At 72.3% G+C, this 25,988-nt stretch carries 23 protein-coding genes and 2 rRNA genes; 10 read left to right on the top strand and 15 right to left on the bottom strand.

The genetic code is table 11. The features are described 5' to 3' along the window. Positions 1–36 precede the first annotated feature (36 nt). Genes K1T35_RS16555 through K1T35_RS16525 form a run of 7 tightly spaced genes read left to right on the top strand, consistent with a single transcriptional unit; the run spans position 37 to position 6,171 of the window. Positions 37–1,098, top strand: a complete 1,062-nt coding sequence (locus K1T35_RS16555) for a DUF917 domain-containing protein (RefSeq protein ID WP_220262652.1) — start codon at positions 37–39, stop codon at positions 1,096–1,098. Further along, entirely contained in the window at positions 1,095–2,198 is a 1,104-nt protein-coding gene (locus K1T35_RS16550; RefSeq protein WP_220261032.1) for a DUF917 domain-containing protein, read from the top strand. Before K1T35_RS16555 ends, K1T35_RS16550 begins: the two co-directional genes overlap by 4 nt. Before the next feature lie 18 nt (positions 2,199–2,216). Continuing rightward, positions 2,217–3,275, top strand: a complete 1,059-nt coding sequence (locus K1T35_RS16545) for a DUF917 domain-containing protein (protein WP_255621992.1) — start codon at positions 2,217–2,219, stop codon at positions 3,273–3,275. After that, positions 3,272–4,750 carry a helix-turn-helix domain-containing protein gene (locus K1T35_RS16540; RefSeq protein WP_255621990.1) on the top strand — a complete coding sequence of 493 codons (1,479 nt, stop codon included), beginning with the start codon at positions 3,272–3,274 and terminating at the stop codon, positions 4,748–4,750. The genes K1T35_RS16545 and K1T35_RS16540 overlap by 4 nt, the downstream gene beginning before the upstream one ends. 58 nt (positions 4,751–4,808) lie before the next feature. After that, positions 4,809–5,360 carry a TIGR03086 family metal-binding protein gene (locus K1T35_RS16535; protein WP_220261031.1) on the top strand — a complete coding sequence of 184 codons (552 nt, stop codon included), beginning with the start codon at positions 4,809–4,811 and terminating at the stop codon, positions 5,358–5,360. Further along, positions 5,357–5,704: a helix-turn-helix transcriptional regulator gene (locus K1T35_RS16530; RefSeq protein WP_220261030.1), complete on the top strand. Its 348-nt coding sequence runs from the start codon at positions 5,357–5,359 to the stop codon at positions 5,702–5,704. The genes K1T35_RS16535 and K1T35_RS16530 overlap by 4 nt, the downstream gene beginning before the upstream one ends. After that, a complete protein-coding gene (locus K1T35_RS16525) occupies positions 5,701–6,171 on the top strand; it encodes an SRPBCC domain-containing protein (protein WP_220261029.1) in 471 nt (156 codons plus the stop codon). Before K1T35_RS16530 ends, K1T35_RS16525 begins: the two co-directional genes overlap by 4 nt. On the opposite strand, the gene K1T35_RS16520 is transcribed toward K1T35_RS16525, so the two are convergent. After that, entirely contained in the window at positions 6,172–7,389 is a 1,218-nt protein-coding gene (locus tag K1T35_RS16520) for an RNA polymerase sigma factor (protein ID WP_220261028.1), read from the bottom strand. Continuing rightward, positions 7,373–7,744, bottom strand: a complete 372-nt coding sequence (locus K1T35_RS16515; RefSeq protein WP_220261027.1) for a YciI family protein — start codon at positions 7,742–7,744, stop codon at positions 7,373–7,375. The genes K1T35_RS16520 and K1T35_RS16515 overlap by 17 nt, the downstream gene beginning before the upstream one ends. Before the next feature lie 154 nt (positions 7,745–7,898). Between K1T35_RS16515 and K1T35_RS16510 the strand changes: the two genes are divergently transcribed. Further along, complete coding sequence (locus K1T35_RS16510) at positions 7,899–8,396, top strand: DUF1707 domain-containing protein (RefSeq protein WP_255621986.1); 498 nt, start codon at positions 7,899–7,901, stop codon at positions 8,394–8,396. Continuing rightward, the gene (locus tag K1T35_RS16505; RefSeq protein ID WP_220261025.1) at positions 8,393–8,944 is read left to right on the top strand and encodes a peroxiredoxin; all 552 of its coding nucleotides are present in this window, start codon (positions 8,393–8,395) and stop codon (positions 8,942–8,944) included. Before K1T35_RS16510 ends, K1T35_RS16505 begins: the two co-directional genes overlap by 4 nt. Here K1T35_RS16505 and K1T35_RS16500 read toward each other — a convergent pair. From K1T35_RS16500 to steA, 4 genes are all read right to left on the bottom strand, one after another. After that, positions 8,932–9,570: an NUDIX hydrolase gene (locus tag K1T35_RS16500; RefSeq protein WP_220261024.1), complete on the bottom strand. Its 639-nt coding sequence runs from the start codon at positions 9,568–9,570 to the stop codon at positions 8,932–8,934. The two genes, K1T35_RS16505 and K1T35_RS16500, sit on opposite strands and share 13 nt — an antisense overlap. Next, positions 9,567–11,300: a CTP synthase gene (locus tag K1T35_RS16495; protein WP_220261023.1), complete on the bottom strand. Its 1,734-nt coding sequence runs from the start codon at positions 11,298–11,300 to the stop codon at positions 9,567–9,569. Before K1T35_RS16495 ends, K1T35_RS16500 begins: the two co-directional genes overlap by 4 nt. 71 nt (positions 11,301–11,371) lie before the next feature. Next, positions 11,372–12,307 carry a copper transporter gene (locus K1T35_RS16490; protein WP_220261022.1) on the bottom strand — a complete coding sequence of 312 codons (936 nt, stop codon included), beginning with the start codon at positions 12,305–12,307 and terminating at the stop codon, positions 11,372–11,374. Beyond that, positions 12,304–13,512 carry a putative cytokinetic ring protein SteA gene (gene steA, locus K1T35_RS16485; RefSeq protein WP_220261021.1) on the bottom strand — a complete coding sequence of 403 codons (1,209 nt, stop codon included), beginning with the start codon at positions 13,510–13,512 and terminating at the stop codon, positions 12,304–12,306. Before steA ends, K1T35_RS16490 begins: the two co-directional genes overlap by 4 nt. Before the next feature lie 104 nt (positions 13,513–13,616). On the opposite strand from steA, the gene K1T35_RS16480 reads away from it, so the two are divergent. Continuing rightward, positions 13,617–14,486 (top strand): alpha/beta fold hydrolase, encoded by an 870-nt coding sequence (locus tag K1T35_RS16480; protein ID WP_220261020.1) that lies wholly within the window; start codon positions 13,617–13,619, stop codon positions 14,484–14,486. 450 nt (positions 14,487–14,936) lie between these two features. Here the strand turns inward: K1T35_RS16480 and recN are convergent, their stop codons facing one another. From recN to K1T35_RS16435, 9 genes are all read right to left on the bottom strand, one after another. Beyond that, entirely contained in the window at positions 14,937–16,754 is a 1,818-nt protein-coding gene (gene recN / locus K1T35_RS16475; RefSeq protein WP_220261019.1) for a DNA repair protein RecN, read from the bottom strand. Between the two features lie 36 nt (positions 16,755–16,790). Continuing rightward, on the bottom strand, positions 16,791–17,705 hold the full coding sequence (locus tag K1T35_RS16470) for an NAD kinase (RefSeq protein ID WP_255621979.1): 915 nt from the start codon (positions 17,703–17,705) through the stop codon (positions 16,791–16,793). After that, positions 17,702–18,535: a TlyA family RNA methyltransferase gene (locus K1T35_RS16465; protein WP_220261018.1), complete on the bottom strand. Its 834-nt coding sequence runs from the start codon at positions 18,533–18,535 to the stop codon at positions 17,702–17,704. The genes K1T35_RS16470 and K1T35_RS16465 overlap by 4 nt, the downstream gene beginning before the upstream one ends. Positions 18,536–18,540: 5 nt before the next feature. Continuing rightward, positions 18,541–18,732: a hypothetical protein gene (locus K1T35_RS16460; protein WP_255621977.1), complete on the bottom strand. Its 192-nt coding sequence runs from the start codon at positions 18,730–18,732 to the stop codon at positions 18,541–18,543. After that, positions 18,729–19,787 (bottom strand): HAD-IIA family hydrolase, encoded by a 1,059-nt coding sequence (locus K1T35_RS16455; protein ID WP_220261017.1) that lies wholly within the window; start codon positions 19,785–19,787, stop codon positions 18,729–18,731. The genes K1T35_RS16460 and K1T35_RS16455 overlap by 4 nt, the downstream gene beginning before the upstream one ends. Continuing rightward, positions 19,784–21,004: a hypothetical protein gene (locus tag K1T35_RS16450; RefSeq protein ID WP_220261016.1), complete on the bottom strand. Its 1,221-nt coding sequence runs from the start codon at positions 21,002–21,004 to the stop codon at positions 19,784–19,786. The genes K1T35_RS16455 and K1T35_RS16450 overlap by 4 nt, the downstream gene beginning before the upstream one ends. Further along, positions 20,986–21,879, bottom strand: a complete 894-nt coding sequence (locus K1T35_RS16445; protein ID WP_220261015.1) for a hypothetical protein — start codon at positions 21,877–21,879, stop codon at positions 20,986–20,988. The genes K1T35_RS16450 and K1T35_RS16445 overlap by 19 nt, the downstream gene beginning before the upstream one ends. Before the next feature lie 523 nt (positions 21,880–22,402). Further along, positions 22,403–22,519 (bottom strand): 5S ribosomal RNA (gene rrf, locus K1T35_RS16440). Between the two features lie 76 nt (positions 22,520–22,595). Continuing rightward, positions 22,596–25,709: ribosomal RNA gene (locus K1T35_RS16435) — 23S ribosomal RNA — on the bottom strand. Positions 25,710–25,988 lie beyond the last annotated feature (279 nt).

Raw genomic sequence — 25,988 nt, 5'->3', positions numbered from 1 at the left:
ACGGTGATGACCAGCGCGGCTACCGAACGGCTCACCATGATCGGCGAGGGCGACCTGGAGGCGCTCGCCCGCGGCGCCGCCGTGCTCGGCACGGGTGGCGGCGGCGACCCCTACGTCGGACGGCTCCTCGCGGCGCGGGCGCTGCGTGAGCACGGCCCCGTCCCGCTCGTCGCCCCCGCCGACCTGCCCGACGACGCCACGGTCTTCCCGGTCGCGATGATGGGCGCGCCCACCGTGATGGTGGAGAAGACGCCCTCGACGGAGCGGATCGGGGCCACCGTCGCCGCGCTCGCGGAGTACCTCGGCGTGACCCCGACGCACATCGCCTGCATCGAGGCCGGCGGGGTCAACTCCACGTTCCCGCTGGTGGCGGCCGCGCAGCTCGGCCTACCGGTCGTCGACGGCGACGGGATGGGCCGCGCCTTCCCCGAGCTGCAGATGGTGCTGCCCACCCTCTCCGGCATCGCCGGCACCCCGATGTCGATCGCGGACGAGAAGGGCAACGTCGGCATCCTCACCGCCGTGGACAACCACGCGGCCGAGGCGCTCGCCCGCTCGCTGACGATCACGATGGGCTGCTCGGCGATCATCTCCGACTACGTGATGAGCGGCGCCCAGGCCCGCGACTCCCTCGTGCCCGGAACCCTGAGCCTGTGCGCCCGGATCGGCCATCGCCTCGACCGGGTGCGCGCCGAGCACGGCGACGCCGTGGCCGCAGTGGCCGACGAGCTGGGCGGGCGGGTGCTGCACACCGGAAAGGTCACCGACGTCGCCCGCCGGACCGTCACCGGCTTCGCCCGCGGCACCGCTCTGATCAGCGGCGAGAGCGAGCTGACGCTGGAGTTCCAGAACGAGCACCTGATGGCCGTGCGCGACGGCGTCGTGCAGGTGACGACGCCGGACCTGATCATCGTGCTCGACACCGACACCGGCGAGCCCGTCACCACCGAGGCGCTGCGCTTCGGCCACCGCGTGACGGTGCTCGCCGCGCCGACCGACGAGCGCTGGCACTCCCCCGCCGGGATCGCGCTGGTCGGCCCGCGCTACTTCGGCTACGACACCGACCCCGTCCGCTTCGACGCCCGGGAACGCCCATGACGTGGATTCTGACGCCTGAGGACCTCCCCGACCTCGCCCGCGGCGCCGCGCTGCTGGGCACCGGTGGCGGCGGCGACCCGCACATCGGCCGGCTGATGGTCGAGGCCGCGATGCACACGTACGGCCCGGTAGCCGTGCTCGACCCCGACGAGGTCGCCGACGACGCGTTCGTGATCCCCACCGCGATGATGGGCGCGCCGACCGTGATGGTGGAGAAGATCCCCCGCGGCGACGAGGCGGTCCGCGCGCTCCGCACGCTCGAGGCTCACCTCGGGCGGCAGGCCGACGCCACGATGCCGATCGAGTGCGGCGGCATCAACTCGATGATCCCGCTGGTCGTGGCCGCCACCGCGGGGCTGCCCGTCGTGGACGCCGACGGGATGGGCCGGGCGTTCCCCGAGCTGCAGATGGAGACGTTCGGCGTCTACGGCGTACCCGGCTCGCCCATGGTCGTCTCGGGCGACCACGGCGAGACCGTCACCATCGACACCGGCCCGGACAACGAGCGGATGGAGTGGCTCGCCCGTGGGGCGACGATCCGGATGGGCGGCGCGGCGCTGATCGCGGAGTACGCGATGTCCGGCGCCGACGTCAAGCGCACCGCGATCCCCCGCACGCTCTCACTCGGCCTCGCGGTCGGGAGGGCGCTGCGCGAGGCCCGGGAGCAGCTGCGGGACCCGATCTCGGCGCTCACCGAGGTCCTCGCCCCCACCCTGTACTCGCACCTGCGGGTGCTGTTCGCCGGCAAGGTCGCCGACGTCGAGCGCCGCACCGTGGACGGCTTCGCCCGCGGCACCGCCCGGTTCGTCTCCTTCGACGGCGGCTCGACGCTGCGCACCGCGTTCCAGAACGAGACGCTGATCGCGGAGGTCGACGGCGTCGTGCGGTGCATCGTCCCGGACCTGATCTGCGTACTGGAGGCCGAGTCGGGCGAGCCGATCACCACCGAGACGCTGCGGTACGGCCAGCGCGTCGTCGTGATCGGCATCTCGACGCCGGAGATCATGCGCACGCCAGCGGCCCTCGCGGTGTTCGGGCCGTCCTGCTTCGGGCTCACCGAGGAGTTCCGCCCGGTCGAGGACACCGTCCCCGTGGCGTGAGTCTGCGATCATTCGCGGATGGCGGGTATCCGGCTCGGAGCCGCCGACGTCGACCCGCTCGTCGTCGGGCTCCAGCTGCTCGGCTCCGGCGGAGGCGGCGATCCGCGGTACGGGCTGCGCCGAGCCCTCACGGTGGGCGAGGTCGTGCTGCACGACCCGGCCGATCTCGGCGACGCGCCGGTCGTCGCGGTCGGGATGCTCGGTGCCACCCGGGTGTTCGCCGAGAAGCTGCCGAGCGGCCAGGAGATCACGCGGGCCGTCCGGGCGCTGGCCCGCTGGACCGGCGTCGCACCCGCCGCGCTGATGCCGTACGAGGCGGCCGGGCTGAACGGGGCGCTCGCCGTGGCCGCGGCGGGCGAGCTCGGGCTCCCGCTGGTGGACGCCGACCTCATGGGCCGCGCCCTCCCCCGGCTCGACCAGCTCACCCGCGCCGTGGCTGGCGGGAGGCTCACCCCGTACGCGCTGGCCGAGACGAGCGGCCAGATCGTGCTCGTGGACGAGGCCGACCCGGCCGCGCTGGAGCGGGTGGCCCGGACGGTGGTGGCGCAGGGCGGCGGGTGGGCCGGTGGCGCGTTCGCACCGGTGCCGGCCCGGCTACTCGCCACCGACGCCTGCACCGGCACCCTCGCAAGGGCGCTGCGGCTGGGTCGGGCCCACGCCGGGCTGGTCCGCCCCAGCCCTGCGGAGGTGGCCGACGCCCTCGACGGCCGCGTGCTCGCCGCAGGCCGTGTCGTGGAGATCGCGCGCCACCCCTCGGCGTCCTTCGGCCGCGCCGGCGTCACGGTCGTCGACGCGAGCGGCGCCGTCCTGCGCGTCGAGGCGGAGAACGAGTACCTGCTCGCGATCCTCGACGGCGAGCCGGTCGCCAGCTGCCCCGACCTGCTGTGCCTGCTCGACCGGCGCACCGCCGCCCCGATCGCGGTGGATGCGCTGCGCCTCGGCGACGACGTCCTCGCGGTGGCGCTCCCGGGCCCGCCGTGGTGGCGCGCCACGCCGGAACGGCTGGCGCAGGTGGATCCCCACGCGTTCGGCCTCGGCTGTGACGCCGTTCTCCTGCCGTCAGGGAACCTCCCGTGACCGACTCGCCGCTCGCCCTGCACGCGCTGCTGCGTCACCCCGACTGGGCCGCCGTCAGCGTGCTGGCCAGCCCCGACGGCGGACCTGACGGCGTCCCCGTACGGGACGTGCTCACCGTCGCGGACCTGCGGGCGGACCTCTCGCCTGCCCCCGGCGCACTGCTCGCCGTCGCGCTGTCCGGTGACCGCGAGGACTGGCACCTCGACGCACTGCTGCGCCGCGCCGCGGCGGCCGAGGCGACCGCGGTGCTGCTGCCGGGCGAGGAACCGCTGCGGGTGGCGAGCCGGCTACTGGCCGAGCGGGTAGGACTCACCGTGCTCTGCGCCCCGGACCCCCTAGCAGCCGCGATGACCGCCACCCGGCTCCTGCGCGAGTCCGACCAGGTCGTGGCCGAGCTCGTCGCGACGACGGCGGCGGTGTGCTCGGCGACCGGCGGCGGCGTCGACGAGCTGGTGGCCGCCCTGGCCGCGGCATGGCGGCGCCCGGTCTGGCTGCTCGACGGCGCGGGCGACCGGCTGGCCGGCCCCGAACCCGGCCCCGCGGACCAGGCCGCCCTCCTCACCCGCCCGGTCGAGGCGGGGCGCCGGCCCACGGTGCTCGCGGCCGCCGTCCCGCAGGGGATCCCCGCCGAGCTGGCCGCCGTGCGTGCCGCGCTGGGCGTGGCGGCCGGCGCGCTCGGGCAGCGCCTGGCCGAGAACCGGCTCGCCGTCGAGCGGGACGCCCGGCTGCGCATGTCACTGCTCGCCGACCTGGTGCACACCGCCTCCGAGCTGGATCCGAGCACCCGACGCCGCGCCGTCGACGCCGGGTGGCAGCTCGAGGGTTGGCACGTCGGCATCCGCATCAACGTCCCGAGCAGCATCGACCCGGTGACCATGCGTCCCGAGGTGCTGCGCGCCTTCGAGGCGGCGCACCTGCACGCACTGGTCGTCGAGCAGGGCCAGGGGTGGGGCGCATGGACGACCTTCGGCGAGGAACCGGGGGCCTCCGAGCTGCAGCGGCATGCCACCGCGGCGCGGCGGGCCCAGTGGCTGCTGCGCACCTCCCTGCCGAGCGCGATGGGGGTCGGCAGGCTGTACCGCGATGCCGTCGGCCTCACCCGCACGCTCGGCGAGGCCGACGATGCGGCCCGGCTGGCCGCCACCCGCTCCGCGGGCGGCTACTTCGTGCACGTCGACCGGCTCGGCCTCGGCCAGCTCCTCCTCGCATGGACCCGCACCGATACGTTCCTCCCCGCGGCCCGCTCACTCCTCGAACCGCTGCGCGACCAGGCGGGTGACCTGCTCGCCACCCTCACCGCATACCTCGATGCCGAGTCCTCCCTCACCGAGACCGCCGCGGTGCTCGGGGTGCACCGCAATACGGTCGCCACCCGCGTCGCGAAGGCGCAGGAGCTGCTCGGCGTGGAGCTGACGGACCCGGACGAGCGCCTTGCCCTGCACCTCGCCTGCCGCAGCGTCCTGTTCCACACCTAGCCTTGACCGCCAGATTCAGTAATGCCTTAATTAAGGCCCATCGGAATCAGGAGGCCGGATGAACGGGACCGACCCGGTAGAGCTGTTCCGGCGAGCGACGGCCCGAGCGGCCACGATCATGGACGCCGTGGCTCCGGGGCAGCTCACGGCCGCGACCCCGTGTCCGCAATGGTCAGTGCAGCAGCTCATCGACCACATGACGGGGTCGACGGACTACCTGCTCGCCGCACTCGCGGGAGAACGGCCGCCCGCCCGCCGCGGAGCGACGGTGGAGGACTACCGGGCAGGTGCGGCGGCGGTGCTCGAGGCGCTCGCGCGGCCCAGCGCCCTCGGGCGGCGGTGCATGTCACCGCTGGACTTCGAATGGTCGGTCGGGGAGGCGACAGCGGGCACGTTCATGGACAATCTCGTGCACACATGGGACCTGGCCACCGCCACCGGGCAGGACCCGACTCTGGACGCCGAGCTCGTCGACGCGTGCGTGGCGATGTTCCTGCCGGACATGCCCGAGCGCGGCAGGGCGGCCGGGATCGTCGGGCCCGCGGTCGCCGTCCCGGCCGACGCGTCGCCGCAGGACAAGCTGCTCGGGGCCATGGGCCGCAGGCCGTGACCCCCGCCGTCGGGCCGTCGGACGATCCATCGGACGAGGCACTCCGCGCCATCGCCCACCCGGGCAGGCGAGCCATGCTGCGATTGGTGTGGAACCGCGAGCGGCCGGCATCGGAGCTGGCCGACGCGGCGGGCCTGTCCCGGCCGGCCGCGAGCCAGCACCTCAAGCAGCTGAAGGAGGCCGGGCTCGTCACCGTGCGCGTCGATGCGAACCGGCGGCTGTACCGGGCCGATCTGGAGCGGGTCGCGCAGATCGCCTCGTTCCTCGACGAATTCTGGGCCGAGCCACTGCGCCGGCTGAGCGCCGCCGCCGAAGCGACGGCGAAGGATCGGGAGGCCAGGTGAAACTCGTCGTGCAGGAGCTCGTGATCGCCGCGCCCGCCGAGGTCGTCTACGAGCTGCTCACCGATCCTGCTGAGTTCGTGAAGTGGATGGCGGAGGAAGCCGCCTTGGACGCCCGGCCGGGTGGCATCGTCCGGTGGACCCACGCCAACGGGGATGTGTGCTCCGGCACCTACGTCGAGCTCGTCCCCGGGCGGAGGGTGGTCTTCACCTACGGTTGGGAACGCGCCGAGGTCGAGATCCCGCCGGGATCGACCACGGTCGAGATCGACCTGACGCCCACGGCGGACGGCGGCACCCTGCTGAAGCTCGTGCACCGCGGCCTGACGGCGCCGGCCGCGGATGCACACGACGGCGGGTGGCGCCACTACCTCGACCGGCTGCGCAGGCTGGCCGTCGGAGGTCCGCCTGGCCCGGATCCCTTCGCCTCCCGACGAGTGCCCACGCCGGCCGAGTCGACCCAGCGGTGATCAGCGTCGGCCCCTGCCGCCGAACCCGAGGAAGTCGCGTTCTGCCTCGGTCGGTGCCATGGCGGCCGCGCGTTCGTAGGCTGCCGCGGCCTCCCCTGCGCGACCGAGCCTGCGCAGCAGGTCCGCGCGCGTGGCGTGGAAGGCGTAGTAGTGGTCCAGGTCGAGCTCGTCCACCAGGTCCAGCGCCGCGGCGGCTCCGTGGACCTCACCGACGGCGATCGCCCGGTTGAGTGCCACGACCGGGGTGGGAGCGAGGTCGATCAGCTGGTCGTACAGGGCGAGGATCTGCCGCCATTCGGTCCGGTCGGCTGTGGCGGCGTCGGCGTGGACGGCGTTGATCGCCGCCTGGATCTGATAAGGGCCGGGACGGTTTCGCCGCAGGCATCCTCGGACGATGGCCTGTCCTTCCTCGATCAGGGCGCGATCCCATCGGGACCGGTCCTGCTCGTCGAGCACCACGAGGGAACCGTCGGGCCGTGTGCGCGACGCTCGCCGGGACTCGATCAGCAGCAGCAGCGCGAGCAGGCCCGCCGCCTCGGGTTCGTCGGGCATGAGCCCGGCCAGGATCCGCGCCAGCCGGATCGCCTCCGCGCACAGGCCGGGGGCGGCGAGCCCGGCGTTGTAGACGAGGTAGATGACGGCGAGGACGGATCGCACCCGGTCCGGCAGCTCCCCGCCCTCCGGCACGCGGTAGGGGATACGGGCGGCCTTGATCTTGCGTTTGGCCCGGATCAGGCGTTGCGCCATCGTCGGTTCCGCCACCAGGAAGGCCCCGGCGACCTCCGCGGTCGACAGGCCGCCGAGCAGGCGGAGGGTGAGCGCGACCCGGGCTTCGGCGGACAGGGCCGGGTGGCAGCAGGTGAAGATGAGGCGCAGCCGGTCGTCGGGCACGGTGTCCGCCTCCTCCGGCGCGTCCGAACCGTCGCCTGCGGCGAGCACCGCCACCTCTCCGAGCAGCTCCCGGCCTCGGGTCTCGCGACGCAGCCGGTCGAGGGCGCGCATACGGGCCGTCGTGGTGATCCATCCGCCGGGATTGGGCGGCAGCCCGTCCTCCGGCCACCTGCGGAGCGCGACGGCGTACGCCTCCTGCACCGCGTCCTCCGCGACGTCGATGTCACCGCAGAACCGGATCAGGGCGGCGACCGATCGGCCGGACTCCTCGCGGAAGACCCGGCCGACCGCACCCGCATCGACCGCCCCGTCAGCCCCGTGGTTCATCCGCGAAGTCCGCGAGCGGACGAACCTCGATCGGCACCCTGATGCACGCCGTGACCTTCTCCGCCCAGGCGAGCGCGCCATCGAGGTCGGCTGCCTCGATCAGGTAGAAGCCGCCGAGGTGGTCCTTGGACTCGGCGAACGGGCCGTCGGTCATCAGGACCTCGTCGCCGGACGCCCGCACGACGGTGGCGGTGTCGGGCTCGTGCAGGCGCGCGGAGAACACCCACGCACCCGCAGTGGCCATCTCCCGCTCGATGAGAGCGAGCCGCGCATGCGACCGCAGCATCTCCTCCTCGGCCATCGGCTCGCGGACCTCACCCTCGCGGCTGTGCACGGACAACATGTATCGAGCCATGCCGGTCCCTCCTCGTGGTCGGCGGGCACGTCCCGCATCCTCACCCCACTACGAACGGGCGGCACCCGATTCGACACCTGGATCGTGGAAAACTCGCCCGGCCGGATGGCGGAAGCGCCGACGGCCGCGGTTCGGGAGCGGTACCGTCGAAAACGTGAGCCAGCAGCCCACGCTCCGGATCGGCAACGTCGAGCGCGAGGCGGCCGTGCGGGAGCTCGGGGAGCACTACGCCGCCGGCCGGCTCGACGCCGCCGAGTACGAGGAGCGCACCACCGCGGCCTACGCCGCCCGCACCGCCGACGACCTGACGCCGCTCTTCGCCGACCTCCCGCACGAGCAGCCCACGGTCGCGATCCCGCCGCAGGCGACGGTGGCCATGCCCCCGCACGGCGGATACGACCCGGAGGCGCCGTACGGCCGCGACCCCGACACCGGACGCCCGTACTCGGACCGCATCAAGGTGATCGCTGCATTGCTGCAGCTGTTCCTGCCGTTCGGCACCGGGCGCTTCTACACCGGGCACACGGGCATCGCGATCGCCCAGCTGCTGCTGGTGTTCGTCGGGATCGGGGTGGTCTGGTCGTTCATCGACGGGATCGTGCTGCTCGCGGGCGACCCGACCGACCCCGACGGGCGTCCCCTGCGCCCGTGACCGGACAACACCTGCCCGTCCCGGAGGACGACGGCGCGGCCGCCCACCTGCCCGGCACGACGGTGCCGTCCCTCGAGCTGCAGGCCACCGGTGGTGCGATGGTGCGCCTCGACGCGCTCGGCGCGGGCCGGACGATCATCTACATCTATCCGCTCACCGCGCGACCCGGCACCGAGCCGCCGGACGGCTGGGACGCGATCCCCGGTGCCCGCGGCTGCACCCCCGAGGCCTGCGGCTTCCGCGACCACCACCAGGACCTGCTCGCCGCGGGGGCGGCCGGCGTGTTCGGCCTGTCGAGCCAGGACACCGACTACCAGCGCGAGGCCGTCGAGCGCCTCCACCTGCCGTTCCAGATGCTCTCCGACCCCGCCCTCGGCCTCGCCGATGCCCTCGCTCTGCCGACGTTCGAAGCAGACGGGCGCACGCTCTACAAGCGACTGACCTTGATCATCCGCGACGGCGTCGTGGAGCACGTCTTCTACCCGGTTTTCCCGCCGGGCGAGCACGCCCGGCAGGTGCTCACCTGGCTGCGAGGTCAGCGCGCCTGATCGGCCACCCGGTCCGCGAATCGCGTGGGCCGGTCCGGCCACGGCGCGTCCGCGGGGCGGGCCGCGGTCGGCGCGACCGCCAGCGCGTGCGTCGCCAGCACGCCCGCCACCGTCGTGGCGTTCACGATCGTGCCCGCGAGCGCCATGCGCACGGCCACGGGCAGCGAGACCCAACGGGTGGCGAGGTCGGCCTCCTCGTCGTCCACGTGCTCGGGGCGGCCCACCTCGGTGAGGCCACGGGCCAGGTAGACCCGCACCGCCTCGTCGGTGAAGCCGGGCGACGGCGTGACGTCCACCAGCACCGACCACTCCGACGCCGCGAGCCCGGTCTCCTCCGCCAGCTCGCGCTGGGCGGTGGCCAGTGGGTCCTCGCCCTTCACGTCGAGCAGGCCGGCGGGGAGCTCCCAGAGCCTGCGCCCGACGGCGTGCCGGTACTGGTGGATCATCATCAGCCGGTCGTCGGCGTCCAGCGCGGCGATCGCGACGGCGCCGGGGTGCTCCACGATCTCCCGCACGGCCACCCGGCCGGACGGCATCTGCACCTCGTCGGCACGCAGCGCCATGACGCGCCCCGCGTAGATCTCCTTGCTGGCCTGCACCGTGAACTCGTGACGAGGCCCGGTCATGAGGCCGCCCCGTTCACCGCGGCGGCCGCCTTCGCGCCTGCGGTGGCGGGCTCGCGGGCGGGCAGCTCCACCGGCAGCCGGTCGGCGGCCCGGTAGGCCAGCGCGGCCTTGACGAACGCGCTGAAGAGCGGGTGCGGGCGGGTCGGGCGGCTCTTGAGCTCGGGGTGGGCCTGGGTGCCGACGAAGAACGGGTGCGTGTCGGCCGGCAGCTCGATGAACTCGACGAGCTTGCCGTCCGGCGACGTGCCGCCGAAGACCATCCCGACCTCTTCGAGGCGCTCCCGGTAGGTGTTGTTGACCTCGTAGCGGTGGCGATGCCGCTCGGACACCTCGCGCGCGCCGTAGGCGGCCGCCACCACGGAGCCCTTCTTCAGCACCGCGGGGTAGGCCCCCAGCCGCATGGTGCCGCCCATGTCGCGCTCGCCGGCCACCACGTCGCGCTGGTCGGCCATCGTGGAGATCACCGGGTGTGGGGTGCGCTCGTCGAACTCCGAGGAGTTGGCGTCGGTGAGACCGCCGAGCGACCGTGCCGCCTCGATCACCATGCACTGCAGGCCGAGGCACAGCCCCAGCGTGGGGATACCGCGGGTGCGGGCGTGGCGGATCGCGCCGAGCTTGCCCTCGATCCCGCGCACGCCGAAGCCGCCGGGGATCAGCACGCCGTCCATCCCCTCCAGGTGGGCGGCGGCGCCCGCGGGCGTGCGGCACTCGTCGGACTGCACCCACACGATCTCCACGCGCGCCCGGTGGGCGAACCCGCCGGCCCGCAGCGCCTCGGTGACCGACAGGTAGGCGTCCGGCAGGTCGACGTACTTGCCGACGAGCGCGATGCGCGCCGTCTCGTCCGGGTGGTGCACGCGGTCGAGGAGGTCGCCCCACACCGTCCAGTCGACGTCGCGGAAGGGCAGGCCCAGCCGCCGCACGACGTACGCGTCGAGCCCCTCGCGGTGCAGCACGCGGGGGATGTCGTAGATCGAGGGGGCATCGGGTGCGGCGACGACGCCGTCGGTGTCGACGTCGCACATGAGGCTGATCTTGCGCTTCATGCCGTCCGGGATCTCCCGGTCGGCGCGCAGCACGAGCGCGTCGGGCTGGATACCGATGTTGCGCAGCGCGGCCACGGAGTGCTGGGTGGGTTTCGTCTTCAGCTCGCCCGACGGCGCGAGGTAGGGCACCAGCGAGACGTGCAGGAAGAAGCAGTTGTCGCGGCCGACGTCGTGACGGACCTGGCGCACGGCTTCCAGGAACGGCAGCGACTCGATGTCGCCGACCGTTCCGCCGACCTCGGTGATCACGACGTCGGGGACGTTGCCGTCCTCGTCCGGCTCCGCCATCGCGCGGATCCGGTCCTTGATCTCGTTGGTGATGTGCGGGATGACCTGGACGGTGTCGCCGAGGTACTCGCCGCGCCGCTCCTTCGCGATCACCGACGAGTACACCTGGCCGGTGGTGACGTTGGCGCGGCCGTGGAGGTTCCGGTCGAGGAACCGCTCGTAGTGTCCGATGTCGAGGTCGGTCTCCGCCCCGTCCTCGGTGACGAACACCTCACCGTGCTGGAACGGGTTCATCGTGCCCGGATCCACGTTCAGATACGGATCCAGCTTCTGCATGATGACCCGCAGACCGCGGGAGGTGAGGAGCTGGCCGAGGCTGGAAGCCGTCAGGCCCTTGCCCAGCGAGGACGCTACCCCGCCGGTGACGAACAGATGACGCGTCGCGCGAGGCTGCACGGGTCTTCAGGGTACATACGAACCGACCCGGTCGGCCAACTCCCCCGCGTGTCGTACGCCTCGGCACCCGATCAGGCGGCGGGCGCCGCTCCCCCGGTGGCCGTCGCCGCGGTGCCGTAGCTGCCCGCGCGCCCGTCGAGCTGCTCGCGCAGCGCCAGCACCGCCGAGACCTGCCCGGCCCCGGTCTGCAGGTCGTCGACGGTGGAGATGCCCTGGACGATGCCGGGATCGGCGCGCGCGACGCCCACGGCGCCGGTGGCGTCCGCGGAGCCGGCGCGACCGGCCAGCACGGCACCGCCGCCCACCCGGTCCAGCTGGGCGGCCAGCCGGGCGATGACGGCCGCGGCGTCGCCCGCGTCGACGCCCTCCAGCGCGCCGCCGGTGAGCACGAGCACGGCGTTCCCGGGCTGCGGACGCTGGCCGGGCGCGACGAACCCTGCGGCCGCGAGCCCCGCCAGCACCGCGTCGGCCTGCTGGGCCGCGATCGGCTGGCCGCCCTGCTGTCCGGTCGGGGCGAGCACGATGCCGCCGAGCAGGCCCCCGACGAGGCTGCCGGTGTCGGTGGCCGCAGGCAGCTGGGCGCCGGTGGGCAGGAGCTCGGCGGTCAGCGCGCGCAGCTGGTCGCCGCGTGCCGGGTCGCCGACGGCGGGGGTGAGCGCCACCTCGCCACCCACGGTGGCTCCTGCCTGCTGCAGGAGCGCCAGCACGGCCTCCCGGTCGGCGGGGTCGGCACCCGAGGTCACCAGCGTGACGCCGCTCCCCTGGAGCAGCCCTCGCACCGCGGCGGGGCCGACGCGCCGCGCGAACTCGTCGGAGGCACGCTGGCCCGCCGCGAGGCCGTCCCGCTCCGCGCGCAGCGTCTGCACCTGGCCCGCGAGCTCGTCGGCCTCGTTGGAGACGGCCGCCAGCAGCCGGTCCGACACCCCGGCCGATCCCAGCACGACGCCGACGGCGAGCGCGAGGAACACCGCGGCGATCGACACCAGGTGGTAGCGAAACGAGATCACGCGAAGAATCCCCCGAAAAGCGTTCCGGTCACATCCCTGATCTGCTGCACGAGGCCCACGAACACCTGGGAGATCCACGCCAGCACGGCCTCGCCCGCGTCCGACACGAGTAGCGCGGCGAGCACCGCCACCAGCGCGGACGCCGCCATCAGCAGGATCGCGCCGAGGGAGATCCGGCTGCGGTAGAGCGACGCGATCACCCGCCCGTCCACGAGCAGCCCGCCCAGCTGCAGCCGCGTGAGGAACGTCGAGGCGATGCTGCCGGAGCGTCCTCGGTCGAGGAACTCCGCCATGCTCGCCGAGAGCCCCACCGTCACCACGAGCGACGCGCCGCCGTGCGCGGCGATGAGCAGGGCGAGGTCCTCCGGGTTGGCCGAGCTCGGGAACGTCACGGCGCCCACGCCGAGGTCCTGCACCCGGTGCAGGCCGGGCGCGTGCCCGTCGGCGAAGGCGGGGACCACGACGTCGGCGCCGCATGTGAGGGCCTCGCTGGAGACCTCGCTCGGGTCGCCGACGATGAGCTGCGGCCGGTGCCCTGCCTTGATCAGCGCGTCGGCGCCCGCCCCCACGCCGACCAGCACCGGCCGGTACTCACGGATGTAGTGCGCGAGCCGCTTGAGCTCGGCGTCGTGGTCGTAGCCGGTCGCGACCACGAGCACGTGGCGCTCGGCCAGCCGGACCTCGACGTCGGGCACGCCGGCCCCGTCGAGCAGCATCGCGCGTTCACGGCGCATGAACTCGATGGTGTTGGCGGCGAACGCCTCGAGCTGGTGGGTGAGGCCGGACTTCGCCTCCACCATCGCGTCGGCCACCGAGTCGGCGTTCTGCTCGACGCCCTTGGCGAGCTCCAGCTCACCGGCGTAGACGACACCCTCGTGGATCCGGATCCGGCTCCCATCCTTGATCATCCGGAGAGCCTCGTCGCCGACCCCGTCCACCAGCAGGATGCCGGCGGCGACGAGCACCTCCGGCCCCAGGTTCGGGTAGCGGCCGGAGACCGACGGCGCCGCGTTGACGACGGCCGCCACCTGCGCCGAGACGAGCGCCTCCGCGGTGGCACGGTCCAGGTCGACGTGATCGATGACAGCGATCTCACCCGCCTTGATGCGGCGGAGCAGGCCGTCGGTGCGCCGGTCGACCCGGGCGACGCCGAACAGCCCGGGCAGCGCCGTACGCGAGCGGTGCAACAGGCCGGACAGCTTCATGCACGCACTGTGACACCCGATGCCCAAGATCCCGGGAAGGCACGCCGGACGGTCACCGTCGGTTCACCTCCCGAAATGTCGGGGTCCTCCGGGAGCCTGGACCCATGACACCGCGGATCCCTGGCTTCGAGCTCCACGACGTGCCCGTGGCCGCGGGCAGGCTGCGGGTGGCCTCCGGCGGCGATGGGCCGCCGGTGCTCCTGCTCCACGGCTTCCCGCAGACCCACGTCGCATGGCGGGCCGTCGCGCCGCTGCTCGCCGAGCGGTTCCGGGTCGTCTGCCCCGACCTGCCGGGCTACGGCGCCAGCACGCCCGCCGCGAGCTACGCCAAGCGCACCACCGCGGCCACGATGGTGGCGCTCATGCGCCGGCTCGGCCACGAGCGGTTCGCCGTGGCAGGCCACGACCGCGGCGCGCTGGTCGCGTTCCGGGCCGCGCTCGATCATCCCCAGGCCGTCGACCGGGTGGCCGTGCTCGACGTGATCCCCACGATCGACATGTGGGCCGCGCTGCAGGGCCCCGGCGGCGTGTTCGCGTTCCACCTCTACCTGCTCGCCCACCCCACCGACCTGCCGGAACGCATGATCGCAGCCGACCCAGACACGTTCTTCGGCCACTTCCTCGACACCTGGACGCGCCACGCCGGCGCGATCCCCGCGGACGTGCGCGCCGCCTACCTCGGCGCCTGCCGCACCCCCGAGGCGATCCACGCGATCTGCGAGGACTACCGCGCGAGCGCCACCGTCGACGTCGAGCACGAGACGGCCGACCGGCAGGCGGGCCGCCGGATCGGCGCGCCCGTGCTCGCGATGTGGCAGGACCCTGGCGACCTGGTCCTGCCGTTCGACCCCGAGGAGGTCTGGTCGAGCTGGGCACCCGACCTGCGCACCCGGGTGCTGCCCGGCGGCCACTTCCTGCCCGAGGACTGCCCGGAGGAGGTCGCCGCCGCGGTGACCGACCTCCTCACGGCCTGACCCCACCCCGCGGCCATGATCACCGCGCCGGGGCATGGGCGGCCGCATTCGGCCGGGGATGCACCCAGCCAGTGATCTCGAGCCCACCGCTCCAGCCCTCAGTCATGATCACCAGATCGGCGCGTGCGCGGCCACATCCGGCCAGGAGCGCACCGAGCTGACGATCATGACCTGCCGAGCCAGGCGGCCGGGCCATGATCACCGCGATGGCGCAGGCGCGGCCACATCCGGCCGGCAGCGCACCCAACAGATGATCACCGCCCAGCCGCGCTGGGCGTCGCTCATGATCACCAGGCCGGTGCACGGACGGCCACATGCGGCCGCCTGCGCACCCAGCCAGCGATCATGGTCCGGCCGGCCACACCAGGGGAACATGATCATCAGCTCGGTGCACGGGCGGCCATATTCGGCCGGGAATGCGCCGGTGGGTCGATCTTGGTGGGGCAGGGCTCAGCTGCCCTGCGCAACAGCCTGCTTCTTCCTACGGCCGCGCACGGGTGCGGCGCGGTCGGCGGCCCGGTCGGCCTCCCGGTGGGCGCGGGCGGCGGCCAGGAGTTCCTCGGCGTGGGCGCGGCCGGTGTCGGTGTGGTCGAGGCCTGCGAGCATCCGGGCGAGCTCGACGATGCGGTCCGACTCGGGCAGCGTGCGCACGCTGCTGCGCGTGGCGCCGTTCTGTCCCGCCGACGACTTGTCCACCACGAGGTGCCGGTCGGCGTAGGCGGCCACCTGCGGCAGGTGGGTCACGACGATCACTTGGTGGCGGGCCGCGAGCCGGGCGAGCCGACGGCCGATCTCGACGGCGGCTCGGCCGCCCACCCCTGCGTCGACCTCGTCGAACACCATCGTGGGCACCGGGTCGGCGCCCGCGAGTGCCACCTCGAGGGCGAGCATCACGCGCGAGAGCTCACCACCGGACGCGCCCTTGTGCAGCGGCTGCGGCGTGGCACCGGCGTGCGCGACCAGGCGCAGCTCGACCTCGTCGACACCGTCGGTGCCGGCCGCCAGCATGGCGCCGCCGACCTGCAGCGCATCGGGGGCGTCGCGGCCCGCCTCCCGCGGCGCGACCGATACCTGCAGCCGCGCGTCGCGCATTGCGAGCCCGGCCAGCTCGGCGGTCGCGCCCTCGGCGAGGCGGGCGGCGGCCTCGGTGCGCGCGGCCGTGACCGCCTGTGCGTGGCCGGCCAGCTCGGCGGCGAGCTCGTCGCGGCGGACGGCCAGTGCGGTGAGGGCATCGTCGGAGGTGTCGATGCCGGCCAGGCGCCCACGCGCGGTGTCGGCCCAGGCGAGCACGCCGTCGATATCGGCGGCGTACTTGCGCGTGAGCGCCTTCAGCTCGGCCTGCCGGGCGAGCACCTGCGCGAGCCGTTCTGGGTCGGCGTCGAGCCGGTCGAGGTACGCGGTGAGCTCCGTGCCGACGTCCCCGAGCAGCGCGAGCGCCTCGCCGAGCCGCGCGTCCATGCCGGCGAGCTCGGGATCGCCCGAGCCGGCGAGCCGGTGCCGCGCGTCGCCGATCAGCGCGAGCGCGGCCGGAGCGTCCGGGTTGCCCTCGTCGGCCCCGACGAGGGCGGCCTGCACGGCCGTCGCGGCCTCGCGCAGGTCGTCGGCCGCGGCCAGCCGCCGAGCGAGGTCGACCAGCTCGACGTCCTCCGCCGGCCGCGGATCGACCGCCTCGATCTCCGTGAGACCGTGGCGGAGCATGTCGGCCTCCTGCGCGAGCCTGCGGGCACCGTCGCGGCGCTCCACCAGCTCCGCGGCCACCCGCTGCCACTCCGCCCGGACGGCGCGGTAGCGCCCCAGCGGTGTGGCGACGGCGTCGCCCGCGAAACGGTCCAGCAGTGCCCGCTGCTCGGCCGGGCGCAGCAGGCGCAGCTGGTCGTTCTGCCCGTGCACGGCGAGGGTGGCCTCCGCGAGGCGCGACAGCACCCCGACCGGTACCGAGCGCCCTCCCAGGTGCGCCCGCGACCGCCCGTCGGCCGACACCGTGCGGACGGCGATGAGGGTGCCGTCCTCGTCGGCGTCGGCGCCCACCTCGTCGGCGACGGCGAGCGCCGCGGTGTCGGCGGTGAACCTGCCCTCGACGACCGCACGGCGCGCGCCGCCTGCCACCCGGGACGCCTCGGCCCTCCCGCCGCCGAGCAGCGAGAGGCCGGTGACGACCATGGTCTTACCCGCACCGGTCTCGCCGGTGAGCACCGTGAGCCCCGGGTCCAGCTCGAGCGTCGCGTCGTCGATCACGCCGAGGCCCTGGATCCGCATCTCGGCCAGCATGGCCGTGAGCGTACGGCGCCGCCCGGACAGCCAGGCTTAGTGTCGCGTTCCGGGCGCGCCGCGCCAGCCCCGCACGGGGAGGTCGAACTTCCGGACGAGGCGGTCGGCGAACGGCTGGCCGTCCAGGCGCACCATCCGCACCGACGTGGCCCCGCGGGCCAGCTCGACCCGAGCCCCCGGCGGCAGCTCGAACGTGCGGCGCCCGTCGCACTCCAGCACGGCGGGCGGTCCGTCCGGGTCGACCTCGATCGCCACGTCGCTGTCCGGTGCGATCACCATGGGCCGAGCGAACAGCGCGTGCGCGTTGCTCGGCACCAGCAGCAACGCTTCGACCTGCGGCCACACCAGCGGTCCCCCCGCGGAGAACGCGTAGGCGGTGGACCCGGTCGGCGTCGCGCAGAGCACGCCGTCGCAGCCGAACACCGACACCGGCCGCCCGTCGACCTCGAGCACCACCTCGAGGATCCGCGCCCGGCTGCTCTTCTCGACGGTGGCCTCGTTGAGCGCCCAGGTGCGCGCGATGACGTCCCCGTTGGTGCGGGCGACGGCGTCGATCGTCATCCGCTCCTCGACCGAGTAGCCGCCCTCGACAACGGCGTCCAGTGCGGCGTCGAGGGACTCCTGCTCGGCCTCGGCCAGGAACCCGACCCGCCCGAGGTTCACCCCGAGCAGCGGCACCCCGACCGGCCGGGCCATCTCCGCGGCGCGCAGCAATGTGCCGTCGCCGCCGAGGACCAGCACCACCTCCGCGCCCTCCGCGCATCCCGGCTTGCCTTCGACGAAGCGTGGAACCAGCCCAGCCGGCAGGCCGTCGCACCGCACCTCCGCCCACTCCTCGCCCAGAACCCGCAGCCTGACGCCGGACGCGGCCAGGCGCTGTGCGACGGCCGCGGCGGTGCGCAGGTTGGTGGCGCGCCCGGTGTGAAGGACGACCAGGATCTCCCGAGTCACGGACTCCCCTTATCCACCCCGCCGGATCCGCCGGCTTCCGTTCCACCGGCCTCGACCGCTGTGACCAGCACACCGTCGCCTTCGTCGGCGCCGGAGCGAGCGAGCCGCAGGAAGTACTCCAGATTTCCGGACGGCCCGGGCAGCGGGCTCGCGACGGCGCCGCGCACCACGAGGCCCAGCTTCCGCGCCGCGGCCGCCACCTCGGTGAGCGCCGCCAGGCGCAGCTCCGGGGTGCGCACCACGCCTCCAGCGCCCAGGCGCGCCTTGCCCACCTCGAACTGCGGCTTCACCATCGGCAGCAGCTCCCCGTCGTCCGCGGTGCACGCGACGAGGGCCGGCAGCACGGTGCGCAGCGAGATGAACGACAGGTCGGCGACCGTGAGGGCCGCCTGGCCCCCGATCGCCGCCGGCTCGAGCGCGCGGACGTTGGTGCGATCGAACACCCGCACTCGCTCGTCGCTGCGCAACCGCCACACGAGCTGCCCGTACCCGACGTCGACGGCCACCACCTCTGCCGCCCCGCGGTCGAGCAGCACGTCGGTGAACCCGCCGGTGGACGCGCCCGCGTCCAAGCAGCGCAGGCCGGTGACGTCCACGCCGAAGGCGTCGAGCGCACCGATGAGCTTGTGCGCTCCCCGCGACGCCCACTCGCGCTCGTCCGCGCGCTGCACGGTGACGGGGGTGTCGCGGTCGACCACGGTGGCGGGCTTTCCCGCCGGGACGCCGCGCACGACGACGCGGCCCTGCTCGATCAGCTCGGCCGCCTGCTGCCGGGAGCGGGCGAGCCCGCGCCGGACGAGCTCGGCGTCGAGACGCGCTCGGGTGACCACCGCGGTCACGCGCCGCCCGAGGACCCGGCGGCGAGCGCGTCGGACAGCGCGGCGTGCACCCGCTCGTACGCCTCGACGTGCTCGCCGAGCGGCCGGTCGGCCAGCCCGTCGAGGGCGGCCACGGCCCGCTCGACGACGCCGAGGGTGTCGAGGGGGTCGGCAGGGCGTGGTGGCGGCCCTGGCATGGGGACAGTCATCGATCGGCTCCAGCCGTCTGGTCGTGCTTCCCGACGCTCGCCACCGTAGCCGAGCCGCGCGCATCGAGGCCGAGACTGTCCAGGCCCGCGGCCGCGGCCGTCCCCTCCGCGGTGACGTGGACCGAGCCACCTCCAGTCGCCCAGTGGGCGGCGCACAGTGCCCGCAACGCGTCGACCGGGTCACCGTTGCCTGCAAGGACGAGCATGCCCGGCTCGGGGACGCGGGCGTCCCAGCCAGAGCGCGGCCCGAACGCGAGGTCCTCCGGGCGGGCGGTGAGGCCGTCCAGGTCGGCGGCCACGTAGTCCGGCCGCAGCTCGGGCGGCGCCGCGAGCAGCTCGGCGGCGTCGGAGATGCCGGTGAGCACGAGCAGCGTCGCCATCCCGGCGGCGCGCCCGCCCTCGATGTCGGTGTCGAGCCGATCGCCGATCATGAGCGGTCGCTGTGCCCCGCTACGCCGAGCCGCCTCCTGCAGCAACGCGGGGCCGGGCTTGCCGGCGACCTGCGGCTCCCGGCCCGTGGCGACCCGCACGACGCCGACCATGGCTCCGTTGCCGGGCAGCGGCCCGCGCTCGGTGGGCAGGGTCGGGTCGAGGTTGCACGCGACCCACAGGGCACCGGCACGCACCGCGACCGTGGCCTCGGCGAGCTGCGGCCACCCCGTGTCCGGGCTGTGCCCCTGCACCACGGCGTCGGCCTCGCCCGCCGTCGCGACGACCCGCAGCCCGCGCCCGGTGACCTCCTCGGCAAGGGCCTCGGCCCCCACGACGAGCACCCGGGCTCCGGGCGGCAGCTGGTCGGCGAGCATGGCCGCCGCGGCCTGCGAGCTCGCGACGACGTCCTCGGTGCTCGCCGCGAACCCCAGTTCGGCGAGGTGCTCGGCCACCGCCGACGGACGGCGCGACGCGTTGTTGGTGACGTACACGGTGCGTACGCCCCGCTCCGCGGCGCCGCGCACCGCCTCCACCGCGCCGGGTACGGCCGACGGCCCGCTGTAGAGCGTGCCGTCCAGATCGGCGAGCAGGACGTCGTGGCGGCTGAGCAGGTCGTCGGTCACCCGGACGCTCCCGGACCGGACTCCTCGCTTGCGCTGTCCTCTCCCGGTGCGGGATCGGTCGTGGCGGACCCCGATGGACTCGCGTCCTCGGCATCCCGCTTCCCCGCATCGGCTCGCGCAGCGCTCGGTGTGTCCGCGCCCTGCGTGTCGACGCCCGTGCCTCCGGTGCCGGCGGCCTCGGTGGTCGCGGGATCGACGCCGGCTGGGTCCGCGTCCGCATCGGCGCTCGCGACGCCGGCACCGTCCGGCCCGGCGCTGTCGGCCTCCGCGCTGTCGGCCTCCGCGCTGTCGGCAGTCACGGCATCGGTTCCCGAATCGTCCGATGGGCCGGAATCGGTGCCGGTATCGACCGCTGAAGGCTCGACCGCGGACTCGGAGTCCGCCGCGTCAGCGATGTCGGGGGTGGGCTGCTCACCGGCTCCCGGGCCGTCGGCGGCGAGGACGTCGCGATCCGCGGCCTCGTCGTCGGGCTCGGGGGCCACATCCGAGCCGTCGGAGTCGGGACGAGACTCCTCCTCCACACCGAAGGCGAAGTCATCCTCCGGCAGCGGCTCGCCCGTGAGCTCGGCGATCCGCAGGGCGGCGTCGGTCTCCCCGTCATCGTCGACGTCAGCGGCGTGCACGAACCACTGCAGCGCATCCGCCTCGCGCCCGGCGGCGAACAGGTTGTCGGCGTAGGCGAAGAAGAGGCGTGCGCTCCACGGGTCCCGGCGCGCGGGATCGAGCTCGGGGATCTGCAGGCTGACGACGGCGGCGTCGAGCTCGCCGAGGTCCCTGCGGGCGCCCGCGGCGACGATGGCGAGCTCGATGCTCTCCGCCCGGGGCAGCTCGCGCACCTCGGGTCCGCGGCTGAGCTCCAGCGCACGCTCGGGACGGCCGAGAGCACGCTCGATGTCGGCCATGACCGCCAGGTGCCCCTGGCCGCCACCCATGCGCCGCGCGGCGCGCAGCTCGCCGAGCGCCTCGGCCCATTCCCCTGCGTGGTAGGCGGCAATGCCCGCCGCCTCGCGGACGACAGCGATCCGCGACGCCCTCGCCCGCGCGAACCGGGCGTGCTCGAGCGCGAGCTCCGGGTCCTCGTCCACCAGGCGACCGGCGGCCACCAGGTGCCGAGCCACCGTGTCGGCCGTGTCGCGTTGCAAGCCACGCAGGTCGCGCCGCACCTCCGCGTCGAGCCCGGCGGCGGTGATGTCGTCGGTCAGGGCCGGCTCGGGCACCCTGGGGCCCGCCGGTCCGGCGCGGTCGGGCCGCTGCTGGCGGGCCGGTGGCCGGTCGGGCTCCCCGAACCTGCGCCCGCCACCTGCTCGGGAATCCGGCCGACGCTCGGGGCGCCGGTCGCCCCGCACGGCCGGCTCGTCGCGCCGGCGGGCACCGCCCTCCGGACGTCCCGCGGACCGGTGACCCCGCTCGGCACCACCGTCCCGCTCGCGGCGATCGCTCCGGAACCGCTCCTCCGGCCGCGCCCGCGACTCCCCGCGGTCACCCTGCCGCCCGCCACCAGCGGAGCGTTCGCCGCGGGTGTCCTCACGATCCGTCCAGGAGCGCCGCTCGCCGCCAGAACGGTCGTCGCGCCGACCGCGCGTGTCTCCGCGCTCGGTCGACGACCGTCGATCACCAGCGGAGCGATCGTCTCGCGTGCCACGTGCATCCCCGCGGTCGTTCCACGGGCGCCGCTCGCCACCGGAGCGCTCGTCCCGGCCACCCCGGCCCGCGCCGCGGTCCGCCGAGGGGCGTCGTTCACCGGCGGAGCGGTCGTCACGCCTGCCGCGCGCGTCTCCACGGTCGACCCACGGGCGCCGCTCGCCACCGGAGCGGTCGTCGCGGCCACGCTGGCCCTCGCCTCGGTCCACCCACGGCCGGCGCTCAGGGCGGTTGTCCCGACCGCCCCGCGCGTCCCCGCGCTCGGTCCACGGCCGCCGCTCGGCACGGTCCTCACGAGCGTCTCCGCCGTACGGGCGCCGCTCGCGGCCGGGTCGATCGGCGCGACCGCCGGGGCCGTCGCCCCGAGGACGGCTGCCACGGTCGCCGGCCCTGTCGTCGCGCCGACCTCCACGCTCGGGCCGGTCGTCGCGGCCACCGCGGTCGTCCCCACGGGGACCATCACCACGGCGCGGGCCGCGGGCGCCTTCGTTCGAGCGCGGCTCGGACCGAGCCTTGCCCTGCCAGCCACGGCGGTCGCCGCTCTCCCGGCTCGGCCCCCGGTCGTCCCGGTCGGGCCGCGGCCGGCGCTCGGCCTGTTCCCGGCCGAACCCGCTGCGCCGCTCCTGGCCGCCATCGCGCCGGTCGCGCTGCTCGTACGGCTGCCGGTCGCCATGACTGCGCTCGCCGCGGCTGTCGCCCTGCCGCCCGGAACCGCCACGGTCGCGGCCGGCGTCGCGATCTACTCCGCGACCGGCGTTCCAGCCGGATCCCAGCCGCCGCGCGCCCGTTCCCCTGCCACGCTCGTCGCCCTGCCGGCCTACGCTGGGCCGGCCTTTTCGATCACTGTTTCCGCGGCCGCCGCTATCGCGATCTTCTCGCGGGCGGTCATCGCCGGAACCATCCGCGATACTCACCTCAAGAGGATACAAAAAAGTGGGCCCCCGCCTGCTGGCGGGGGCCCACTACACGTTGAATGTCGGCGGCGACCTACTCTCCCACACCCTGGCGAGTGCAGTACCATCGGCGCTGGAGGGCTTAGCTTCCGGGTTCGGGATGGGACCGGGCGTTCCCCCTCCGCCAAAACCACCGACAACACTATCAAATTATAAACCTATAGTGGATGCGATTATGCGCTCAGGGTCGCACAGTGGATGCAAACAACTCGCTGTGAATAAGCCCTCGGCCTATTAGTACCAGTCAACTCCACCCATTGCTGGGCTTCCATCTCTGGCCTATCAACCCAGTGGTCTGCTGGGGGCCTTAACCACGCAAAGGTGGTGGGAGACCTCATCTTGGAACGAGCTTCCCGCTTAGATGCCTTCAGCGGTTATCCCTTCCGAACATAGCCAACCAGCCGTGCTCCTGGCGGAACAACTGGCACACCAGAGGTTCGTCCGTCCCGGTCCTCTCGTACTAGGGACAGCCTTCCTCAAGTCTCCTGCGCGCGCGGCGGATAGGGACCGAACTGTCTCACGACGTTCTAAACCCAGCTCGCGTACCGCTTTAATGGGCGAACAGCCCAACCCTTGGGACCTACTCCAGCCCCAGGATGCGACGAGCCGACATCGAGGTGCCAAACCATGCCGTCGATATGGACTCTTGGGCAAGATCAGCCTGTTATCCCCGGGGTACCTTTTATCCGTTGAGCGACACCCCTTCCACCAGGTGGTGCCGGATCACTAGTCCCGACTTTCGTCCCTGCTCGACCTGTCAGTCTCACAGTCAAGCTCCCTTGTGCACTTACACTCAACACCTGATTGCCAACCAGGCTGAGGGAACCTTTGGGCGCCTCCGTTACATTTTGGGAGGCAACCGCCCCAGTTAAACTACCCACCAGGCACTGTCCCTGGACCAGATCATGGCCCGAGGTTGAGACACCCAATTCGACCAGAGTGGTATTTCAACAATGACTCCGCAACCACTGGCGTGGCCACTTCACAGTCTCCCACCTATCCTACACAAGCCGAACCGAGCACCAATACCAAGCTGTAGTAAAGGTCCCGGGGTCTTTCCGTCCTGCCGCGCGTAACGAGCATCTTTACTCGTAGTGCAATTTCGCCGAGTCTGTGGTCGAGACAGCGCCCAAGTCGTTACGCCATTCGTGCAGGTCGGAACTTACCCGACAAGGAATTTCGCTACCTTAGGATGGTTATAGTTACCACCGCCGTTTACTGGCGCTTAAATTCTCCGCTTCGCCCCCGAAGGAGCTAACAGGTCCTCTTAACGTTCCAGCACCGGGCAGGCGTCAGTCCGTATACATCGTCTTGCGACTTCGCACGGACCTGTGTTTTTAGTAAACAGTCGCTTGGGCCTGGTCTCTGCGGCCGGCTGCCCCTAGCCCGCAAAGGGCTTCAGAGCCTCCGGCCCTCCTTCTCCCGAAGTTACGGAGGTATTTTGCCGAGTTCCTTAACCACAGTTCACTCGATCGCCTTGGTATTCTCTACCTGACCACCTGTGTCGGTTTAGGGTACGGGCCGCAACAGCACTCGCTAGAGGCTTTTCTCGGCAGCATGGGATCATCCTACTTCGCCTCAATCGGCTACGCATCACCTCTCACCCTCAATGACATGCGGATTTACCTACATGTCGGGCTACAGGCTTACACCAGGACTACCACCGCCTGGCGGGACTACCCTCCTGCGTCACCCCATCGCTTGCCTACTACCGGATCGGGTCCCACGCTCCCCCAACAAGCCAGCCCGAAGGCCAGCAAGCGGGTTCGGATGGTTAGCATCACCGGCCTCGGCACGGGCGCACTGCCACGGGCACGGGAATATCAACCCGTTATCCATCGACTACGCCTGTCGGCCTCGCCTTAGGTCCCGGCTCACCCTGGGCGGATTAACCTGGCCCAGGAACCCTTGGTCATTCGGCGGCAGAGGTTCTCACTCTGCATTCGCTACTCATGCCTGCATTCTCACTCCCACACCCTCCACCCCTAGGTCACCCCGAGGCTTCACTGGATGCAGGACGCTCCCCTACCCAACACCACGACTACACAACCCCCCGAAAGGGGAAGCGGATCTAATGTGGCATTGCCACGGCTTCGGCGGTGTGCTTGAGCCCCGCTACATTGTCGGCGCAGGACCACTTGACCAGTGAGCTATTACGCACTCTTTAAAGGGTGGCTGCTTCTAAGCCAACCTCCTGGTTGTCTGGGCGATCCCACATCCTTTCCCACTTAGCACACGCTTAGGGGCCTTAGCCGGTGATCTGGGCTGTTTCCCTCTCGACTACGAAGCTTATCCCCCGCAGTCTCACTGCCGCGCTAGAAATACCGGCATTCGGAGTTTGGCTGAGTTCAGTAAGCTTGTCGGCCCCCTAGCCCATCCAGTGCTCTACCTCCGGCATCCACCACGCGACGCTGCACCTAAATGCATTTCGGGGAGAACCAGCTATCACGGAGTTTGATTGGCCTTTCACCCCTACCCACAGCTCATCCCCCAGGTTTTCAACCCTGGTGGGTTCGGGCCTCCACGACGTCTTACCGTCGCTTCACCCTGGCCATGGGTAGATCACTCCGCTTCGGGTCTACACCCCGCGACTACACGCCCTATTCAGACTCGCTTTCGCTACGGCTACCCCACACGGGTTAACCTCGCCACGAAGCATAACTCGCAGGCTCATTCTTCAAAAGGCACGCCATCACTTCGAAAAGCTCTGACGGCTTGTAGGCACACGGTTTCAGGTACTATTTCACTCCCCTCCCGGGGTACTTTTCATCTTTCCCTCACGGTACTAGTCCGCTATCGGTCATCAGGGAGTATTTAGGCTTACCGGGTGGTCCCGGCAGATTCACAGCAAATTCCACGAGCTCGCTGCTACTCGGGAGCAACGCCCACAGCGCGTGCGGAGTTTTCGTGTACGGGGCTCTCACCCACTACGGCGACCCTTTCCAGAGGCCTTCCACTAACACCACACAACACCATCTGGAGCTCGGCAGAACCCCAACGGCGAAATCCCACAACACCCCAGCCGCAACGCCTGCCGGCTTGACACGACCGAGGTTTAGCCTCATCCGCTTTCGCTCGCCACTACTCACGGAATCACGGTTGTTTTCTCTTCCTGTGGGTACTGAGATGTTTCACTTCCCCACGTTCCCTCTCATACCCTATGTATTCAGGCATGAGTGACACCCCATGACGGGTGCCGGGTTTCCCCATTCGGACATCCTCGGATCACAGCTCGGTTGACAGCTCCCCGAGGCCTATCGCGGCCTCCCACGTCCTTCATCGGCTCCTGATGCCTAGACATCCACCATGTGCCCTTAAACACTTATTCACAACAAGATGCTCGCATCCACTATGCAACACTCAACGCACAACCACACCCCAACCCGAAGCGGCCACCACCACACCCACAACCGGGATGCGTTAGGCGACCAAGGCCAGGGGCCAGAAGACACACCCCAATGCAGGGTGTCCCCTCAGGACCCAACAGCGTGTCGAACCCCCGAACCGAAATCCGGAGAACCATGAATCAGACTCTATGTTCCACCCAGCCACACCCACACCACCCTCGAAGGGGCAGCACGAGCATGGAATCAAGGAAAAGGAGAAC

The organism is Pseudonocardia sp. DSM 110487, from assembly GCF_019468565.1.
Lineage (GTDB): Bacteria > Actinomycetota > Actinomycetes > Mycobacteriales > Pseudonocardiaceae > Pseudonocardia.
This window is presented reverse-complemented; position numbering and strand designations above follow the sequence as displayed.

Bases quoted from the DNA above. Each gene is read 5' to 3' on its own strand.
- K1T35_RS16500 (WP_220261024.1), bottom strand. From the start codon at position 9,570: ATGACCGGGCCTCGTCACGAGTTCACGGTGCAGGCCAGCAAGGAGATC.
- K1T35_RS16550 (WP_220261032.1), top strand. From the start codon at position 1,095: ATGACGTGGATTCTGACGCCTGAGGACCTCCCCGACCTCGCCCGCGGC.
- K1T35_RS16545 (WP_255621992.1), top strand. From the start codon at position 2,217: ATGGCGGGTATCCGGCTCGGAGCCGCCGACGTCGACCCGCTCGTCGTC.
- K1T35_RS16515 (WP_220261027.1), bottom strand. From the start codon at position 7,744: ATGGCTCGATACATGTTGTCCGTGCACAGCCGCGAGGGTGAGGTCCGC.
- K1T35_RS16460 (WP_255621977.1), bottom strand. From the start codon at position 18,732: ATGACTGTCCCCATGCCAGGGCCGCCACCACGCCCTGCCGACCCCCTC.
- steA (WP_220261021.1), bottom strand. From the start codon at position 13,512: ATGAAGCTGTCCGGCCTGTTGCACCGCTCGCGTACGGCGCTGCCCGGG.
- K1T35_RS16480 (WP_220261020.1), top strand. From the start codon at position 13,617: ATGACACCGCGGATCCCTGGCTTCGAGCTCCACGACGTGCCCGTGGCC.
- K1T35_RS16555 (WP_220262652.1), top strand. From the start codon at position 37: ATGATCGGCGAGGGCGACCTGGAGGCGCTCGCCCGCGGCGCCGCCGTG.
- recN (WP_220261019.1), bottom strand. From the start codon at position 16,754: ATGCTGGCCGAGATGCGGATCCAGGGCCTCGGCGTGATCGACGACGCG.
- K1T35_RS16520 (WP_220261028.1), bottom strand. From the start codon at position 7,389: ATGAACCACGGGGCTGACGGGGCGGTCGATGCGGGTGCGGTCGGCCGG.
- K1T35_RS16535 (WP_220261031.1), top strand. From the start codon at position 4,809: ATGAACGGGACCGACCCGGTAGAGCTGTTCCGGCGAGCGACGGCCCGA.